Source organism: Allocellulophaga tsushimaensis (assembly GCF_055383085.1).
Genome location: NZ_AP039451.1, coordinates 2,883,413 through 2,902,038, shown reverse-complemented (window position 1 = coordinate 2,902,038; position 18,626 = coordinate 2,883,413). Strand labels below are relative to the sequence as shown.

Here is an 18,626-nt window from a genome sequence, read left to right as displayed (position 1 = left end):
TAAAAATCGCTTTTCTCTCAAGATGAGCGATTTTTTTATTTACATCATATGTAATCTACATTATAAATTACTCTTACACTAGCATATTGCGGAATTGCATTAAAAGATTTTTCTATTCTTCTAATACTATTCTTTGTTTTAACCAATGATTGTTTTACGGGTATTTTTACCAATACATGTTTTAAATATTGATTTCTAATTCTAGCAACTGGAGGAAATTCTGGCCCAAGAACATGAATTCCAAAATAATTACGCAAACCTTTAGTAAACCACTCCGCAGCTTCATTTAACTTATTATAGTCTTTGTGCTTAAAGGTTAGCTTTATAATTCTATTTAAAGGTGGGTATTTATGCTGATGTCTTTCGTATAATTGCTCTTTATACATCTCTATATAATCGCCTACAGACACTTGTTTTAAAATTTGATGGTATGGATTATAACTTTGAACAATAACTTTTCCTCGTTTTTTTGTACGCCCTGCTCTACCAGATACTTGCGTTAATAATTGATATGTTTTTTCGTGTGCTCTAAAATCTGGAAAATTAAGCAGCGTATCTGCATTCATAATTCCTACAAGATTTACGTTTCTAAAATCCAAACCTTTTGTAAGCATTTGGGTTCCTACCAAAATATCCAGTTCTTGCTGTTCAAATGCTGTAATTATTTTTTCGTAGCCATGTTTTCCTCTCGTAGTATCTAAATCCATCCTCCCTACTTTTGCTTCTGGGAAAAGGGTTTGCACTTCTTTTTCTACTTGTTCTGTACCAAAACCTTTAGTATCTAAAGTGCTACTACCGCATGCTTCACAGCTTTCTGGTAAGGCTATATGGTGGCTACAATAGTGGCAACGCAATTGCTTTTTATATTGATGATAAGTAAGGCTTACATCGCAATTAGGGCATTGTGGGGCATGACCACACGTAGTGCATTCTAAAATAGGAGCATAACCTCTTCTATTCTGAAAAAGAATTATTTGTTCTCCAACTTCAAGTGTTTCAGTAATTTCTTGTAATAAACGCTCCGAAAAATGCCCTTTCATTCTTTTTTTACGTGTCTGCTCTTTTATATCTACCAATTCTATATCTGGCATTAAAACATCGCCAAACCTTCTTGTTATACTTGCATAGCTATATTTTCCTTTCTCTACATTATAAAAACTCTCTACACTAGGTGTTGCAGACCCTAGTACAATATTAGCATTGTGGAAATTTGCTAAAACAATAGCCGCATCTCTTGCATGGTATCTTGGCGCTGGATCGTATTGTTTAAAAGAACTCTCGTGCTCTTCATCTACTATAATTAAGCCTAAATTTTTAAAAGGAAGAAATAATGAAGAACGTGCCCCAATAACTATAGTTGCTTTCGTTTTTTCTTCTAACACATTATTCCATACTTCTACTCGTTCTTGAACGTTATATTTAGAATGATACACGGCTACTTTTTCTCCAAAATACGCCTGTAACCTATTGATCAATTGCGTTGTTAATGCAATTTCTGGTAATAGATAAAGGACTTGCTTTCTTGTTTTTATACATTCTTCTATTAATTTTACATAAACCTCTGTTTTACCTGATGCCGTTACACCATGTAATAAGACAGGTTTCTTAGCTTTAAAACCTGCTTTTATAGCTAAAAATGCTTCTTGTTGGTATTCATTAAGATTTTTAAGTGTAGTACTTTTATGTTCCTGATACCCTACTCTATCTGTCTGGATAAAATATTCTTCTAGTATGTTTTTGTCTATTAGTGTTTTTATTATTGCACTAGAGCTTTCACTAGCTTTTTCCAATTCTTTAGCCTTTACAGGTTTTTTGGTTGTTCCTACTAACTGAAATAAGGATAAAATTACTTTGCTTTGCTTAGGTGCTCTGGTTAAGGTATCTAAAAGTTCTGCTAACTTTTCTTCGGTTTTATATGCTTCTCCCAAACGAACATACCGGACCATTTTAGGTTTATACTGTTCATAGACTTCTTCTTTTAAAACAATTATATTTTTGTTTATGAGTCGGTTTAAAACTGGAAGTACGTTTTTTTTATCTAAAATGGCACTGATTTCATGCACCCTTAAAATAGATTGATTTTGTAATGCCTCAAATACCAAAAACTCATCATCTTTAAGCGTTTCTTCTGCTACAACAATAGTTGTATTTCTTAAAATAAGTGTTTCACTCTCTAATAAAAAGGCGCTTGGTACTGCCATTCTATATACCTCCCCTATAGAACACATATAATATGTAGCAAGCCAGTGCCAATGTTTTAATTGTATGGTTGTAATTAAAGGTGTTTCATCTAATATCTGATGAATTTCTTTTGCCTCATAAACTACTGGTGGAGTTTGGTGTATTTCGTTGACTACAGCAGTGTATATTTTAGTTTTTCCAAAAGGAACAGCAACACGCATTCCAGGTAGAAGAAAGTTAGCTTCTTCTGCTGTTATACGATATGTAAACAGTTTTTCTAATGGTATTGGAAGAATAACATTTATAAAATACGACATGCTAGCGTTTTCTACTCTTCTACTCGTAACCAAGTTTGGGTACGATACAAAAAGGCTAAATATCCTCTTACTTTAAGCTCGTTTGAGTTTTCTGGATTTAACCATATTTTACATCGGAACGTCATTGCTTGTTCAGGGTCAAAAAGTTTTTTTCCTTTCCATTCTCCATCTTCATTTTCCTTTGCTCTTTCTATAATGGTCATTCCTAGTATAGGTTTATTTTTTAAATCTCCATCACATTTGGTGCAAACAGCATTTTCTTTACCCGGTTCTAATATGGAAACAATTTTACCGTACATTTCACCATTCTTCTTGTATATTTCTATAATGCCTTTGGGTTTTCCTGTTCTATCATCAATAGTTTTCCATTTACCAAAAATACTCTGGGCATAACCAATATTTAAAACGAATACTGTTACTACTAGTAATAAAACCCTAATTTTCTTCTTCTTCATTCAATTTTATATTATTCCTTAAGGAATTTAAAGTTGCATTCAACTCAAAACCGAGTAGTAAGATATTAGAATTTAACCAGATATACACCATCAAAATTAATAAACCTCCTAAAGCACCATATAATTCGTTATATCGTGCAAATTTCTCAACATATATACCAAATAAATAAGATGTTAATACAAATAAACCAGTAGTCATTAAGGCTCCTGCTGAGAAAAAACGTGCTTTTCTTCCTTCAGCCGTTCCAAAATAATAGAGTATTGCTGTAGTAAAATATGACAGTATAAGGAAAAATAAAATCTTAGCTATTTGAACTCCTATAATATCGCCTTGTTCTACATCAAAACCATTTGTTTTTGCTGCCAATTCGCTCATATATTCTAAAATATAGAATTCAAAATATACAAAACTTACTGCACCGATAATTAATAGTATGGACAGTATTAAACCTACCATAAAGGCATATACATATTGCCTTAAAAAATTACGATTTAGAGTTACATGATATGAATTTTCGAATCCACCAAAAATTGCATTTACACCATTAGCAACTAAAAAAATAGAGATGATAAAAGCTGAAGATAGTAAGCCTCCCCTTTTTTGATCTTTAATTTGTTGAAAAATTTCTTCAAAGTAATCACCTGTAGCATTCGGAAGAAACGATTCTAGAAAAACTAAAAACTGTTTTTCAAAACTTTCTCCTCCTTCTATAGTTACATACGGAATGATAAAAGGTAACAATGTTATGAGAAAGATTAATAACGGAAATAGTGCCATAAAAAGGCTAAATGCAATAGAGCTGGCTCTAGATGATACTGCACCATTTACAATTCCAGAAATATACATTTCTACTAAATCGTATAAAGAAAGCCCTTCAAAAGCCTTTAATTTTACTTTTTTTAGCAAAGTGGCGATCCAATTTAATACTGGAATTTTAGCAATTTTTTCTTCTATAGGCTTAGACATTTAAACTGCTTTAAGGCTTAAGTCCATATTGTAAATAGAATGGGTTAATGCCCCCGAAGAAATATAATCTACACCGCATTCTGCATATTGACGAATTGTTGCTTCGTTGATTCCACCAGATGATTCTGTTAAACAGGTATCTCCTATAATTTTTACGGCCTCTTTTGTGTCTTCAAAACTGAAATTATCTAACAGTATTCTATAAACACCCGAAACACTTAAAATTTCTTTCACTTCTTCTAAATTACGTGCTTCAACTATTATTTTTAAATCTCTATTTGTCGCTTTTAAATAATCTTTTGTTTTGTTTATTGCTTTAGTAATACCTCCTGCAAAATCGATATGATTGTCTTTTAGCATAATCATATCATACAAAGCAAATCTATGGTTTTCTCCTCCTCCAATTTTTACGGCCCATTTCTCTGCTGCTCGTAATCCTGGGGTTGTTTTTCTAGTATCTAAAATTTTGGTTGATGTTCCTGCTAAAAGCACAGCAAAATAATTGGTTTTTGTTGCAATAGCACTCATTCGTTGCATTGCATTTAAAACCAAACGCTCTGCTTTTAAAATACTTTGCGAACTTCCACTTACATAAAAAACAATATCTCCATATTCTACCTCATCCCCATCCTTCATCAAGGTTTCTACTTCTAAATTTTTATCAACATAATTAAAAACTTGTTTAGCAAATTCTACCCCAGCAATAATACCTTTATCTTTTACTAAAAGTTTAGCCTTTCCTGTTGCGGTATCTGGAATACAAGCTAAAGAACTATGATCACCATCTCCTACATCTTCTCGGATGGCATTGGTAATAATTAAACGTAATTCTTCATTAAATTGTTCAGTAGAAATCATATTAGAAATTTGATAAATGCTAATTTACTAATTATAGGTTGAATGTTTTAAAACGATAAAAAGTTTATTTCCGTATTTTTTATCTATAATTTTGATTGTGTATAAAAACCATAGCTATTAAATTATTGCTCCATGACCATAAAACTACTTGCCATTGGAAAAACAGATCATAAAGCATTACAAACGCTTATTGCTGAGTATGAAAATAGATTAAAACATTATATAAAATTTCAGTTAGAATTAATTCCTGATATTAAAAATGTAAAAAACTTATCTGAAGCACAACAAAAAGAAAAAGAAGGTGAAGCTATTTTAAAAAAATTAAACCCTACCGATGTTCTTGTTCTTTTAGATGAGAATGGCAAACAATTTTCTTCTGTGGAATTTTCTGCTTACCTACAGAAGAAAATGAATAGCGGTATTAAACAACTGGTTTTTGTTATTGGTGGTCCTTATGGTTTTAGCGAAAGTATGTATAAAAAAGCGCAAGGGAAATTAAGCCTTTCTAAAATGACCTTCTCTCATCAAATGATTCGTCTTTTTGTGGTGGAGCAAATTTATAGAGCTTATACAATTCTAAAAAATGAACCCTATCATCATCAGTAATTAGTTTAAAAGTTTATTCGTTTTACTTGTTTATGAGTTTATTTTATGAATCTTTAGCAAATAGAAAAATACTTCTAAAGAAAAATCCTCGTTGTTTCACAACGAGGATTTTTAGTTTATAGCTTTTAACTACTAGTATAATACTCTAAACCGAATCGTATTTTCTATTGCTTTTAACTCTTTCATTACGTCTACATTGTATTCTTTATCTAGATCTACAATTACATAACCTACTTCATTATCTGTAGATAAATATTGCCCTGAAATATTTATTTCGAATCGTGCTAAAACATCATTAATCTTAGCCATAATTCCAGGCACGTTTTTATGAATATGTAAAAAACGATGTGCTTCATTCTGTTTTGGCAAACGAATGTTAGGGAAATTAACTGCATCTACTGTATTCCCAGAGTTCATATAATCCATAATTTTATTTGGAACAAAATCTGCAATATTACGTTGTGCTTCTTCTGTACTACCTCCAACATGAGGGGTAAGAATTACATTTTCTAAACCTTGTAATTCTGTTTTAAATTCCCCGTTTTTTCTTGGTTCTTCTGGGAAAACATCTATAGCTGCACCTTTTAACTTGCCACTTTTTAATGCAGCTGCTAATGCCTTAATATCTACAACAAAGCCTCTTGCTAAATTAATAAAGATAGCGCCATCTTTCATCTGGCTTATTTCTTTTTCACCAATAAAATTAAGGTTAGCTTTATTATCGTCTATATGTAAGGTTACCACATCAGAAATCTGCAATAATTCTTCTAATGAATTGCATTTTATGGCATTACCCAATGCCAATTGATCATTTACATCATAATAGTATACCCGCATTCCTATAGATTCTGCTAGTACTGATAATTGTTTACCAATATTACCATAACCCACAATACCTAAATTTTTACCACGTACTTCTTGCGATCCTATAGCTGTTTTTTGCCATTGCCCATTGTGTATCTCAGTACTTCTAGAGAATACACTACGCATTAGCATAATAATTTCTCCTATTGCCAGCTCTACTACCGATCTTGTATTACTGTAAGGTGCATTAAAAACAACCACCCCTCTTTTTTTACAGTAATCTAAATCTATCTGAGTAGTACCAATACAAAAAGCACCTACTACCATTAGTTTTTCGGCAGCATCTAATACTTTCTGTGTTACTTGCGTTTTAGAACGTATGCCAAGTACATGTACATCTTTTATTTTTTCTATTAAATCTTCTTCTGTTAAACTGCTTTTTACAGTTTCTACAGTAAAACCAGCATCTGTTAATGTTTCAAATGCATCTGGATGCACATTTTCTAGTAATAACATCTTTATCCTATTCTTAGGATAAGAGATTTTTCTTGGTAGTTTATTCACAAATAAAAATTCATCTAAGTTAGGTGTAATATAATCTGCATTTTTTGCAGCTTTATCTCTATGTACATTTTCTGTATACGCAAAAAACTTATCTGCTATACCCGCTTGGCGCATTACATAATCACTATAACCATCGCCAATTACTTGTACTTCGCCCTCTAAATTTAAATTCTTAAGGCATTCTATTTTTCCATTATGAGCCGATAACACATTGGTTTCATCAAAACCAATAATTTTTCCATTCTCGTCAAACTTAAAGGTATTGGCATGTACTCGCTCAGATGGGATGTTGTATTCCGCAACTATTGGATCTATAAACTCTTTAAAACCGCATGAAATAACATAAATATCATCTGCATAATTTTTAAAAAAATCTTTGTTTTGTTCTATAGATAATGATATTTCTTTGCGCAACTCCGCAATTAAAAGATCTAAATCTTTTTTATTGGCATCTAATAATTTAATTCTACGCTCTAGAGATTCAGTAAAAGATATATCTCCATCTATTCCAAGGTTTGTAATTTCTTGAATTTGCTTAATAATTTCATCCTTGTCAGACCTTCCTTCTAAAGTTAATTCCGCTAGAACATCTAAACCTTCAACACGTGTTAAAGTACTATCAAAATCAAAGACGTACTTTCTATCTGTAGCAACCATTATTTTAAGATAAATATAAGTTGTAAATGTAAAAATTAATTCACTTTATTAGCTTTAAATCTTATGAAAACTAATTCACAATCAGTATTTCTAACATTTTAATATGGAATTGTTTTTTTGAACAGTGAAAAATTATGAATTTCACATTTTAAAAAATTAAAACGTAAAATGGTTTCTCTTTTATCATTTTCGCAAACCATTAAATTAGCACAGATGTTAAAAAAGTATTGTAAATAATTAGCCTCTAAAAGCTACTATTATTTTCTCTTTATTAGGGGCTTGTATAAATAATTCCTGTTAAAATAGCCACCCCAAAACTAAGAAGTGTTCCGATTAAAATATATTCAGTTAGCTCACGACTATTGCTATCTTTTAAATCGTTAAATCTAAAAACTGACTTAGCAGCTATTAAAAAACCAATTACTTCCCAACGTCCTAAAATAATAAATGTCAATACAAAAAGGCGTTCTATAATACCAATATACTTACCTGCATTTGGCAAAGATTCATGATCCATTTCTATATGTTTCGACATCCCTTCTAATAATTTTCCAATAATTATTGCTGTAGGAAATGATACAAAAACCAAGGCTGTTACCAATGCAAAATCTAATGCTTGGATAGCAGTTGTAAAATGGTTTGCTAAATCTCCATAATAAGCACAAACATATAGTACAATTATATGCAATGCCTGATCTATAAAAAAAGGAATACTCTTATAATTAAATCGTGGTGTTACATATAGTTTTAAAGCATCTATACCATAATGAGATATAAGCACTATTAATCCAATACCCCAATAACTTAAATCCCATAATAATAACATTGTTATGATAAAATGTAAGAATACATGAAAATACAAGTATTTAGATTTTATTTTAAAGGTCTCCTTATGTGCTACCCATTTATTGGGTTGTATTAAAAAATCTCCAATTAAATGTGCTAAGAGTAATTTAACAAATACTGTTATCATGAGTTGAGTTGTTTTATAAGTTCTGGATAATACGCTAATAATTGCTTTACTAAATCTAACCTTGCTCTTTTTTGCCGCTGGCTTACGGCAGATTGTTTAATTTGCAACTGTTCTGCAATTTCTTGTTGTTGTGCATCAGGATTTTCTAAATATAAAGCAATAATTTCTGCGGACACAGGGGACCAATGATCCATAAAATCTAAAGCTAATTGTAAAACAAGGTTTATTGTTTTATTTACTGTTTGGTCTATTGTTGCCACAGACAAGTTTCTATTTTGTTTTTTTAGTGTAGACAAAGTTCTTCCAGAAAGTTGATATGCAGTTCCATTAGACTCACTAACAGTATCACCAACATATGTTTCTTGGCCTAAACCTATAGACATCCTAACATCTAAACCTTTAATAGTTTTTATATGTGCTTTTAAACCTACTGCAATAGTTAATGCTTCTTTTGCAGTAGTTTTAAGCTGAAACTCATCTCCTCTGTATACTTCCCAATCTGTTGGAGTATCTCCAAATTTTGACAAATAGTTTTTTAGAATTGGCATCCACTCTGATGCTTCGTAATTTTCAGAATTGATAATATCGCCTGTTAATATAGCTGCCATCATAAATTATAAGCTAAAATGATAATATATTAAAATATAAGCAAATATACTAATTAAATTAATTATAAGCAATTTAGCTTATAATAAAAAATATTAGTCTTTTAAGTACTATTTAAAACCAACGTCTTACTTTACTTAAATAACTGATATAGGCTTTACCAAAAAGTGCTTTAAGTGCTTCTTCTTCAGGTATAATTTGATACCTATTCATATAATAAACAAAACCTACAACAAGTAAAATATTGAAACTATTTCCTAAATATAAAGACCAAGCTAAGAGCAATAATAACAAACTTAAATACATAGGGTTTCTAGAAATTTTATAAACCCCACCAATAACAAGTTTTGAAGCTTTATTTGGTTGTGTAGGATTTGTAGTTGTTTTAGTTTTAAAAAATTGTAAAATAGCTGTGATACTTAAAAGCATACTTAAGCCTATTAAACCGTATATAAAATATAATCTTCCCGTAAAATTAAAATGACCAAATGGTGCATATTTAGCAAAAAGATACATTAGTAATCCCGTAATTAGCATTACCAAAGGAGGAGGAATTTTTAAACGCATACCGTAATGATAGATTTAATAGTTTATTTATGATACTAATATATTTGTTTTATAAGTTTTTAATTAAATAAAAGATTAAAAATCTGATATTATTTTTACCACAAAATAACAACTCTATAAATCTTATGGAGAAGAATTTATAAATTTAAGATTCATTCACTATTAGTTTATTTACAGATATTTTAAATAGCTATGTATGATTGTAGTTAAATTTATTAATTTCGTATCACTTATTTTTAAGATATTCTAAAATGAAAAAAGTAGTAATTGTTTCAGCTGTAAGAACCCCAATTGGTAGTTTTATGGGAAAATTATCTTCAATTTCTGCACCTAAATTAGGTGCAACTGCTATTGAAGGAGCTTTACATAAAATTAATCTAGACCCAAAATTAGTGGAAGAAGTTTTAATGGGTAATGTGGTACAAGCTGGTACTGGACAAGCACCAGCTAGGCAAGCTGCCATTTATGCAGGAATTCCTGATACTGTACCATGTACTACCATAAATAAGGTATGTGCTTCTGGTATGAAAGCAGTTATGCAAGCTGCCCAAGCCATTGCTTTAGGTGATGCCTCTATTATTGTAGCTGGAGGAATGGAAAACATGAGTTTAATACCGCATTATGTTCACCTTAGAAAAGGTCAGAAATTTGGTGCTACAACTTTAATTGACGGAATGCAAAAAGATGGATTAGTAGATGCTTATGATGAAAATGCTATGGGAGTTTGTGCAGATGCTTGTGCTGATAAATATGAATTTACAAGAGAAGATCAAGACAATTACGCCATACAATCCTATACAAGATCTACAAAAGCATGGGAATCTGGAAAATTTGATACCGAAATAGTTCCTGTAGAAGTACCACAAAGAAGAGGGGAACCAATTTTAATTTCTGAAGATGAAGAATACAAAAATGTTAAAATTGAAAAAATACCAGCACTAAGACCAGCGTTTACAAAAGAAGGTACCGTAACTGCTGCAAATGCATCTACCATAAATGATGGAGCAGCGGCATTAGTTTTAATGAGTGAAGAAAAAGCCAATGCCTTAGGCTTAAAACCTATTGCAACAATAAAAAGTTATGCAGATGCTGCACATGAACCAGAATGGTTTACCACAGCACCAGCAAAAGCACTTCCTAAAGCCTTAGAAAAAGCAAACATTACAATTGATGATGTTGATTTCTTTGAATTTAATGAAGCTTTTTCTGTTGTAGGCCTAGCAAACATGAAAATATTAGGATTACAAGACGCTAATGTAAATATAAATGGTGGTGCTGTTTCTCTAGGTCATCCTTTAGGTTGTTCTGGGGCTAGAATACTAGTAACGCTGATACATGTTTTAGAACAACAAAACGCAAAAATAGGTGCTGCCGCAATATGTAATGGTGGTGGAGGCGCATCTGCTATAATTATTGAGAAAAATATATAAAATATTTCTTTAAATATTTATGCAATACGGTATTTGCCCTCTTAGCATTGTTCCTGTTAGATTAATTGCAGATAACGCAAGTGAACTGTGTACCCAATTATTATATGGGGATTATTTTAAGATTCTTGAACAACGAAAATTTTGGAGCAAAATAAGAGTTTCTTTTGATGCTATTGAAGGGTGGGTAAATAATAAACAAATTCAACTAATTTCTGAAGAAGTCTACAATACCATTCATCAATCAGGTAAACATAAATATGCATCAGATCTGGTCTCTTTTGTAAGCACTTCTAATAATGTTTTAGTACCAATTGTAATAGGTTCATCTGTACAAAACACTACTATATTACAACATACTTTTGATGGTGATTATATAGACACTGTTATTAAAAAAGAAGCACTAATTGATATTGCGCTATTATATTTAAACGCACCATATCTTTGGGGAGGTAAAACACCATTTGGCATAGATTGCTCCGGTTTTACACAAATGGTATATCGTATCAACGGATATCATTTATTACGAAATGCTGCACAGCAGGCAACTCAAGGAGAACCTTTAAGTTTTATAGAAGAAAGCGAGCCAGGAGATTTAGCCTTTTTTGACAATAACGAGGGTATTATTGATCACGTGGGTATTATTATGGAAAATAATTACATTATTCATTCATCTGGTAAGGTAAGAATTGATCGTATAGACCATACTGGTATTTTTAATACTGAATTAAAGAGTTATACACATAAACTAAGAGTTATCAAAAAAATTATATAAAAAAGCTTCTTTTACAAATTGCAAAAGAAGCTTTTTTTGAGTTATGTATAATTGGATAGTTTACTCTCCTAACAACTTTTTAAGGCGCATAAAATTTTCATTATCGCCCAAAGCCCCATATATATTTTTTAACTGGGATAATATACCTTGGTTATCGGGATTTAACTTAAGTGCATTCTCTAATATTTTAGAAGCTTCAACAAACAAATCGTCTTTTTGTTTTTTAATTTCATCGTATTTTTTAATGTCTGCTCTAGAATTTCCTAAAGAATTTAAGGTATCTACAAGTCCATTTCCTTCATTTACATAAGTTGTAGAAAGGTTTAAATGAGCATTAACATAATTAGGATCAAGTTCTAAAGTTTTATTATATGCTGCTCTTGCTTCTTCTATATTTTCTTGTTCCATATTAATTACTCCAATATTGTACCATAAATCTGGATTATTAGGTGCTATTTCAGTAGCTTCTTTCATTAAAGTAATGAATTTGTCTTTATCTCCTAATTTAAAATAAAGATTGGCTTGGTTTAAAATTAAATTTACATCTTTAGGATCATTTTTACGTGCATCTACATACGCTTGTAAAGCTTCATCATCTTTACCTAATTGTGTATATATTAATGCAATATTTTTAATGATTTCGGAAGATCTTGATGGAGTTGTTTCTTGCTTAGGATCTGTATACGTCTTAGATTTCACTAGCAAGTCACGTTGTTGCTTAGACATCACTTCTGTTTCACCATTCGCTACATTAACAGCAGTATATTTTACTTCAGAACCATCATATCCAATTTTTTTAAGTTCTTCATAATACTCAAGGGCAATTCCATAATACTTATTCTTTTGTGCTTCATCTTTCTCTTTTGCAGCTGCATTAACTGCACCACTAGCAGCATAATACAAACGAACTGTATCTTGAGGACTTAATTTATAACTTAAATATAATTTATCTGCGCCTTGTATTTGTTTGCCTTCTTGGTTATCTTTTATAGCAGAATTCACTAATTCACCTGCTAAATCGGTAAGCCCTTTTCTTGCTTGAGCCGTATATTTAACTTTCCCAGATTCTTCAGCTTTTATTGTACCATTATATGCATCAACAGCAATTTGAAAAGCATCACTATCTCCATCTCTAGCTAATACAGAATATACCTGACCTTTTAAAAAATGATATTGAGCTTTGTATTTTGCATCAGCATTTTCCATAAGAGACGCGGCCCCATCTATAGCAGTTTTAGCATCTTCTATTTTCCCTGCTTTAATTGCTTTATCTGCTGCTTTTAATTCTGCTTTTTGAGAAAATCCAATCATTGTAAATGACATGGATACAGCAATTATAAAAATTTTAGTTTTCATCTTTAACGTTATTAAATTTTACTTTGTTAGTGTTTATTCTTCTGTTTCGGTTTCAGTATTATCAAGAGCCGTGCCATTTTCTGGATTCACTTCAAGGTCATTCACATCTACTTCATCTACAGCATCTTCTTCTTTCATTACTTTTGCTACAGCTGCAATAGAATCATTTCCTTTGATATTAATTAATTTAACACCTTGTGTAGCCCTCCCCATAACTCTTAAATCTTCTACACTCATCCTGATCGCGATACCAGATTTGTTAATAATCATTAGATCATCAGAGTCCGATACATTTTTAATAGCAACTAAACCTCCAGTTTTTTCAGTAATAGAAATTGTTTTTACCCCTTTACCGCCTCTATTAGTTACTCTATAATCGTCTATACTGGATCTTTTTCCATAACCATTTTCTGAAACAACAAGGATTTCTTCGTCAAAATTATGAACAGAAACCATTCCTATTACCTCATCTGTTTCATGGGCTAATGTAATTCCACGAACACCAGATGCATTCCTTCCCATAGGCCTTGTTTTACTTTCTTCAAATCTAATTGCCTTACCAGATTTTAAGCCTAAGAAAATTTCACTAGTACCTGTTGTTAATTTTGCTTCTAATAATTCATCACCCTCACGAATACCTATGGCATTAATGCCATTTTGGCGTGGTCTAGAATACTGCTCTAAAGATGTTTTCTTTACAGTACCTTTCTTAGTCGCCATGATTACATAGTGACTGTTTACATACTCTTCATCTTTTAGGTCTTGCGTACAAATAAATGCCTTTACCTTATCTTCTTTTTCAATACTAATTAAATTCTGGATGGCACGTCCTTTTGATGATTTACTTCCTTCTGGAATTTCATATACACGCATCCAAAAACATTTTCCTTTTTGCGTAAAGAATAACATGTATTGGTGATTGGTACCAACAAATAGGTGTTCTAAGAAATCTTCATTCCTAGTAGAAGATGCTTTTTGACCTACTCCGCCTCTATTCTGCGTTTTATATTCTGTAAGTGGTGTTCTTTTGATGTAACCAGCATGAGAAATAGTAATCACTACTTGCTCATTAGGTATCATATCTTCCATACTTAAATCACCACCAGCGAAATTTATTTCCGAACGTCTTTCATCTCCATATTTAGCTTTAACTTCAGCTAACTCATCTTTAATGATTTGCATTCTACGTTCTTTCTTTGCCAAGATATCTTTTAAATCTGCAATAGTTTTAATAATATCATCGTACTCTGCACGCAATTTATCTTGCTCCAGTCCAGTAAGTTGTCTCAATCGCATTTCAACGATTGCCTTAGCCTGAATTTCTGACAATTTAAAGCGCTCCATAAGGCTAGCTCTAGCCTCATCAGCATTAGAAGAGGCCCTTATAATTTTAATTACTTCATCTATATGATCCGATGCAATAATTAAACCTTCAAGGATATGTGCTCTATCCTCAGCTTTTTTCAATTCAAATTTTGTTCTACGAACTACAACTTCATGCCTATGCTCAACAAAATGATGAATCATTTGCTTTACATTCAACATTTCTGGTCGCCCATTTACTAATGCAATGTTATTGACACTAAAAGAAGATTGTAATGCTGTATATTTATATAGCATGTTTAATACTATATTAGGAATAGCGTCTCTTTTAATGATATAAACAATACGCATACCATTTCTGTCAGACTCATCTCTAATAGTAGAAATACCTTCTATTTTCTTATCATTTACAAGATCGGCAGTTTTCTTAATCATATCAGCTTTATTTACCTGATATGGAATTTCCGTTACAATAATACATTCTCTGCCTTGTACTTCTTCAAAAGTAGCTTTAGCACGCATTACCACTCTACCTCTACCGGTATGGAATGCCTCTTTTACACCATCATAACCATAAATAATACCTCCTGTTGGAAAATCTGGGGCCTTTATATGTGTAATCAATTCATCAATCTCAATATCATTGTTGTCTATATAGGCTATAGTACCATCTACAACTTCTGATAAATTATGAGGAGGCATATTTGTTGCCATACCTACAGCAATACCAGATGCTCCATTAACTAATAGCGCTGGAATACGCGTTGGCAATACTTTAGGTTCTTGTAAAGAGTCATCAAAATTTAATTGATGATCTACAGTATCCTTATCAATATCTGCCAACATATCATCAGCAATTTTACGCATACGTGCTTCTGTGTAACGCATTGCTGCCGGACTATCACCATCAATAGAACCAAAATTCCCTTGCCCATCTACTAACATGTAGCGTAAGCTCCATTCTTGAGCCATACGCACCATAGCATCATAAACTGACGTATCTCCGTGTGGATGGTATTTACCCAACACTTCTCCTACAATACGTGCAGATTTCTTGTGCGCACTAGTAGACCGAACACCCAATTCATACATTCCAAACAAAACTCTTCTATGCACTGGTTTTAAACCATCCCTAACATCTGGCAAAGCACGTGACACAATGACTGACATTGAATAATCAATGTAAGCAGATTTCATCTCATCTTCTATATTGATAGGAATTAATTTTTCTCCTTCTGCCATATATAAAATCTTAATTATTTACTTGGTTAAAAAACAAGCCAATATACAGAAAATACAGATTTTCAACACATTTATATAATAGTTTATTAAAGTATTTATTAACATTAAAATCATAAAAAAGAAAAAAAAACATGCTTCTTAAATAATTTTATTTGTTTTTTTCCGTCATATATATATAGTTTGTCGAATATTAGGTATAGTATTTGCTTTAGTTTGATATAGATTTACTATTTTTAATGTAGATAATGATAATATATGGATGATAATTTTTCACCTAGAGTAAAAGACGTAATTGCATACAGCAAAGAAGAAGCCCTAAGACTTGGGCACGACTTTATTGGAACTGAGCACTTAATGCTTGGGCTATTACGAGATGGAAGTGGTAAGGCAATTAGTATTTTAGATGCACTTGATGTAGATCTAAATCATTTAAGAAGAAAGGTTGAGATACTAAGTCCTGCTAATCCTAATTCTAATACCATACAAAAAGATAAAAAGAATTTACACTTAACAAGACAAGCTGAGCGTGCTTTAAAAACTACATTTTTAGAAGCGAAGCTTTTTCAAAGCTCTTCTATAAATACTGCACACTTGTTACTTTGCATTTTACGCAATGAAAATGACCCTACTACCAAACTACTTCATAAGCTCAAAGTAGATTATGACAGTGTAAAAGAGCAATTTAAATCTATGATTACTAGTGATGATGATTATATAGATTCCCCAACTTCAGAATCTTTTCCTAATGATGCTGAAGATAGTAATGAAGAAAAAGAAAGTACGTTTGGAGGAGCTTCTAACCAAAAAGGAAGTAAAAAATCTAAAACCCCGGTTCTAGACAATTTTGGTAGAGATCTTACCAGAATGGCAGAAGAAAATAAATTAGATCCTGTTGTTGGTAGAGAAAAAGAAATAGAACGCGTATCACAAATATTAAGTAGAAGAAAGAAAAATAATCCGCTACTTATAGGGGAACCCGGAGTTGGTAAAAGTGCTATTGCAGAAGGTTTAGCCTTGCGTATTATTAATAAAAAAGTATCGCGGATACTATACGGAAAAAGAGTTGTAACACTTGATTTAGCTTCTTTAGTTGCTGGCACAAAATACCGTGGACAGTTTGAAGAACGAATGAAAGCTGTAATGAATGAACTCGAAAAGAATGATGATATTATTCTTTTTATTGATGAAATACATACTATTGTTGGTGCTGGTGGTGCAACTGGAAGTTTAGATGCTTCTAACATGTTTAAACCTGCATTAGCAAGAGGTGAAATACAATGTATTGGCGCTACTACACTAGATGAATACAGACAATACATAGAAAAAGATGGTGCATTAGAACGTCGTTTTCAAAAAGTAATTGTTGAGCCAACTTCAGTAGTCGAAACTATTGAAATTCTTAACAATATAAAGAGTAAGTATGAAGACCATCACAATGTAACCTATACAGATGAATCTATTATTGCCTGTGTAAAATTAACGAATAGGTATATGACTGATCGTTTTTTACCAGACAAAGCTATTGATGCTTTAGATGAAGCAGGTTCTCGTGTACATATTGTAAATATGGATGTCCCAAAGCAAATTCTTGAATTAGAAAAGCAGTTAGATGATGTTCGTGAGCTTAAAAATACGGTGGTAAAAAAACAACGCTACGAAGAAGCTGCTAAATTAAGAGATGACGAGAAAAAAATAGAAAAAGAACTTTCTTCCGCTCAAGAAAGATGGGAGCAAGACAGTAAATTACATAGAGAAACTGTTACAGAAGATAATGTGGCTGATGTAGTTTCTATGATGAGTGGAATTCCAGTAAATAGAATTGCGCAAACAGAAATAAATAAATTAGCAGAGTTACCACAACTTATAAAAGGTAATGTTATAGGACAAGATGATGCTGTTGCTAAAGTTGCAAAAGCCATACAGCGGAATAGAGCTGGGTTAAAAGATCCTAATAAACCGATTGGATCATTTATCTTTTTAGGGCAAACTGGCGTTGGTAAAACTCAGTTAGCTAAAGTACTTGCTAAAGAATTGTTCGATTCTGAAGAAGCACTTATCCGCATTGATATGAGTGAGTATATGGAAAAATTTGCGATTTCTCGTTTAGTTGGTGCACCTCCAGGATACGTAGGCTACGAGGAAGGTGGGCAGCTAACTGAAAAAGTTCGTAGAAAGCCATATGCAGTAGTTCTTTTAGACGAAGTTGAAAAAGCGCATCCTGATGTATTTAATATGATGCTACAAGTATTAGATGATGGTTTTTTAACAGATAGTTTAGGTAGAAAAATAGATTTTAGAAATACAATCATTATAATGACCTCAAATATTGGGGCGCGTCAATTAAAAGATTTCGGTCAAGGAGTTGGTTTTGGAACTGCTGCTATGAAATCACAATCAGATTCTCATCAAAAAAGTGTAATTGAAAATGCACTTAAAAAAGCCTTTGCTCCTGAATTTCTAAATAGAATTGATGATGTAATTGTATTCAATGCATTAGAAAAACAAGATATTCATAAAATCATAGATATTGAACTTCAAAAGCTTTTAGCAAGAATAAAAGATATTGGATATGAACTTGAATTATCTGATGCTGCTAAAGATTATATTGCTGATAAAGGGTTTGACAAACAATATGGCGCTAGACCCTTAAAAAGAGCTATTCAAAAATACATTGAAGATGCGTTAGCAGAAGAAATTGTAAATTCTAAGTTAGAAGAAGGTGATTCTATTTTCATGGATTTAAATAAGAAGAAAGAAGAACTTACCATTAAAATTAAAAAAGCAAAAAAAGAATCTAAAGACGTGTAAGTAATTAGATTTTTAAAATAAAAAAAGAGGAAGCACTTTAAAGGCTTCCTCTTTTTTTATACCCTATACTATTGGTAATCACTAAAATTTATGTTTGATTAAACGTTCCACAAAATGGTATAATTGAATAGCAATGATCA

At 31.7% G+C, this 18,626-nt stretch carries 14 protein-coding genes; 4 read left to right on the top strand and 10 right to left on the bottom strand.

The features are described 5' to 3' along the window. Window positions 1–44 precede the first annotated feature (44 nt). The 4 genes from priA to nadC are packed head-to-tail and all read right to left on the bottom strand — an operon-like array spanning window position 45 to window position 4,778. Window positions 45–2,498, bottom strand: a complete 2,454-nt coding sequence (gene priA, locus ACZ451_RS12615) for a replication restart helicase PriA (RefSeq protein WP_464212940.1) — start codon at window positions 2,496–2,498, stop codon at window positions 45–47. A gap of 11 nt (window positions 2,499–2,509) precedes the next feature. Beyond that, the gene (locus ACZ451_RS12610; RefSeq protein ID WP_464212938.1) at window positions 2,510–2,953 is read right to left on the bottom strand and encodes a DUF2147 domain-containing protein; all 444 of its coding nucleotides are present in this window, start codon (window positions 2,951–2,953) and stop codon (window positions 2,510–2,512) included. Continuing rightward, window positions 2,934–3,920 (bottom strand): YihY/virulence factor BrkB family protein, encoded by a 987-nt coding sequence (locus ACZ451_RS12605; RefSeq protein WP_464212936.1) that lies wholly within the window; start codon window positions 3,918–3,920, stop codon window positions 2,934–2,936. The genes ACZ451_RS12610 and ACZ451_RS12605 overlap by 20 nt, the downstream gene beginning before the upstream one ends. Then, entirely contained in the window at window positions 3,921–4,778 is an 858-nt protein-coding gene (gene nadC / locus ACZ451_RS12600; RefSeq protein WP_464212934.1) for a carboxylating nicotinate-nucleotide diphosphorylase, read from the bottom strand. Window positions 4,779–4,910: 132 nt separating this feature from the next. Here nadC and rlmH point away from each other — a divergent pair, with 132 nt between their 5' ends. Continuing rightward, entirely contained in the window at window positions 4,911–5,384 is a 474-nt protein-coding gene (gene rlmH, locus ACZ451_RS12595) for a 23S rRNA (pseudouridine(1915)-N(3))-methyltransferase RlmH (protein WP_464212932.1), read from the top strand. A 132-nt stretch (window positions 5,385–5,516) separates the two neighbouring features. Here the strand turns inward: rlmH and serA are convergent, their stop codons facing one another. The 4 genes from serA to ACZ451_RS12575 all read right to left on the bottom strand — a co-directional run bounded on the left by serA (window position 5,517) and on the right by ACZ451_RS12575 (window position 9,555). Next, entirely contained in the window at window positions 5,517–7,409 is a 1,893-nt protein-coding gene (serA, locus tag ACZ451_RS12590) for a phosphoglycerate dehydrogenase (RefSeq protein ID WP_464212930.1), read from the bottom strand. A 271-nt stretch (window positions 7,410–7,680) separates the two neighbouring features. After that, a complete protein-coding gene (locus ACZ451_RS12585; protein WP_464212928.1) occupies window positions 7,681–8,382 on the bottom strand; it encodes a DUF3307 domain-containing protein in 702 nt (233 codons plus the stop codon). Continuing rightward, window positions 8,379–8,990, bottom strand: a complete 612-nt coding sequence (locus ACZ451_RS12580) for a sigma factor-like helix-turn-helix DNA-binding protein (protein ID WP_464212926.1) — start codon at window positions 8,988–8,990, stop codon at window positions 8,379–8,381. The genes ACZ451_RS12585 and ACZ451_RS12580 overlap by 4 nt, the downstream gene beginning before the upstream one ends. 112 nt (window positions 8,991–9,102) lie before the next feature. Next, window positions 9,103–9,555, bottom strand: a complete 453-nt coding sequence (locus tag ACZ451_RS12575; protein ID WP_464212924.1) for a methyltransferase family protein — start codon at window positions 9,553–9,555, stop codon at window positions 9,103–9,105. A gap of 251 nt (window positions 9,556–9,806) precedes the next feature. Between ACZ451_RS12575 and ACZ451_RS12570 the strand changes: the two genes are divergently transcribed. Together ACZ451_RS12570 and ACZ451_RS12565 are read left to right on the top strand one after the other, a co-directional pair. Beyond that, window positions 9,807–10,985, top strand: a complete 1,179-nt coding sequence (locus ACZ451_RS12570; protein WP_464212922.1) for an acetyl-CoA C-acyltransferase — start codon at window positions 9,807–9,809, stop codon at window positions 10,983–10,985. Window positions 10,986–11,004: 19 nt separating this feature from the next. After that, on the top strand, window positions 11,005–11,757 hold the full coding sequence (locus tag ACZ451_RS12565; RefSeq protein WP_464212920.1) for a C40 family peptidase: 753 nt from the start codon (window positions 11,005–11,007) through the stop codon (window positions 11,755–11,757). A gap of 60 nt (window positions 11,758–11,817) precedes the next feature. Here ACZ451_RS12565 and ACZ451_RS12560 read toward each other — a convergent pair whose 3' ends face one another. Both ACZ451_RS12560 and gyrA read right to left on the bottom strand, forming a co-directional pair. Next, window positions 11,818–13,113 carry a tetratricopeptide repeat protein gene (locus ACZ451_RS12560; RefSeq protein WP_464212918.1) on the bottom strand — a complete coding sequence of 432 codons (1,296 nt, stop codon included), beginning with the start codon at window positions 13,111–13,113 and terminating at the stop codon, window positions 11,818–11,820. Between the two features lie 33 nt (window positions 13,114–13,146). Then, entirely contained in the window at window positions 13,147–15,678 is a 2,532-nt protein-coding gene (gene gyrA, locus ACZ451_RS12555; RefSeq protein WP_464212916.1) for a DNA gyrase subunit A, read from the bottom strand. A 255-nt stretch (window positions 15,679–15,933) separates the two neighbouring features. Between gyrA and ACZ451_RS12550 the strand changes: the two genes are divergently transcribed. After that, window positions 15,934–18,486, top strand: a complete 2,553-nt coding sequence (locus ACZ451_RS12550; RefSeq protein WP_464212914.1) for an ATP-dependent Clp protease ATP-binding subunit — start codon at window positions 15,934–15,936, stop codon at window positions 18,484–18,486. The last annotated feature ends 140 nt before the right edge of the window (window positions 18,487–18,626 follow it).

Coding starts and splice junctions, on each gene's coding strand:
- priA (WP_464212940.1), bottom strand. CDS start 2,498: ATGTCGTATTTTATAAATGTTATTCTTCCAATACCATTAGAAAAACTG.
- ACZ451_RS12610 (WP_464212938.1), bottom strand. CDS start 2,953: ATGAAGAAGAAGAAAATTAGGGTTTTATTACTAGTAGTAACAGTATTC.
- ACZ451_RS12605 (WP_464212936.1), bottom strand. CDS start 3,920: ATGTCTAAGCCTATAGAAGAAAAAATTGCTAAAATTCCAGTATTAAAT.
- nadC (WP_464212934.1), bottom strand. CDS start 4,778: ATGATTTCTACTGAACAATTTAATGAAGAATTACGTTTAATTATTACC.
- rlmH (WP_464212932.1), top strand. CDS start 4,911: ATGACCATAAAACTACTTGCCATTGGAAAAACAGATCATAAAGCATTA.
- serA (WP_464212930.1), bottom strand. CDS start 7,409: ATGGTTGCTACAGATAGAAAGTACGTCTTTGATTTTGATAGTACTTTA.
- ACZ451_RS12585 (WP_464212928.1), bottom strand. CDS start 8,382: ATGATAACAGTATTTGTTAAATTACTCTTAGCACATTTAATTGGAGAT.
- ACZ451_RS12580 (WP_464212926.1), bottom strand. CDS start 8,990: ATGGCAGCTATATTAACAGGCGATATTATCAATTCTGAAAATTACGAA.
- ACZ451_RS12575 (WP_464212924.1), bottom strand. CDS start 9,555: ATGCGTTTAAAAATTCCTCCTCCTTTGGTAATGCTAATTACGGGATTA.
- ACZ451_RS12570 (WP_464212922.1), top strand. CDS start 9,807: ATGAAAAAAGTAGTAATTGTTTCAGCTGTAAGAACCCCAATTGGTAGT.
- ACZ451_RS12565 (WP_464212920.1), top strand. CDS start 11,005: ATGCAATACGGTATTTGCCCTCTTAGCATTGTTCCTGTTAGATTAATT.
- ACZ451_RS12560 (WP_464212918.1), bottom strand. CDS start 13,113: ATGAAAACTAAAATTTTTATAATTGCTGTATCCATGTCATTTACAATG.
- gyrA (WP_464212916.1), bottom strand. CDS start 15,678: ATGGCAGAAGGAGAAAAATTAATTCCTATCAATATAGAAGATGAGATG.
- ACZ451_RS12550 (WP_464212914.1), top strand. CDS start 15,934: ATGGATGATAATTTTTCACCTAGAGTAAAAGACGTAATTGCATACAGC.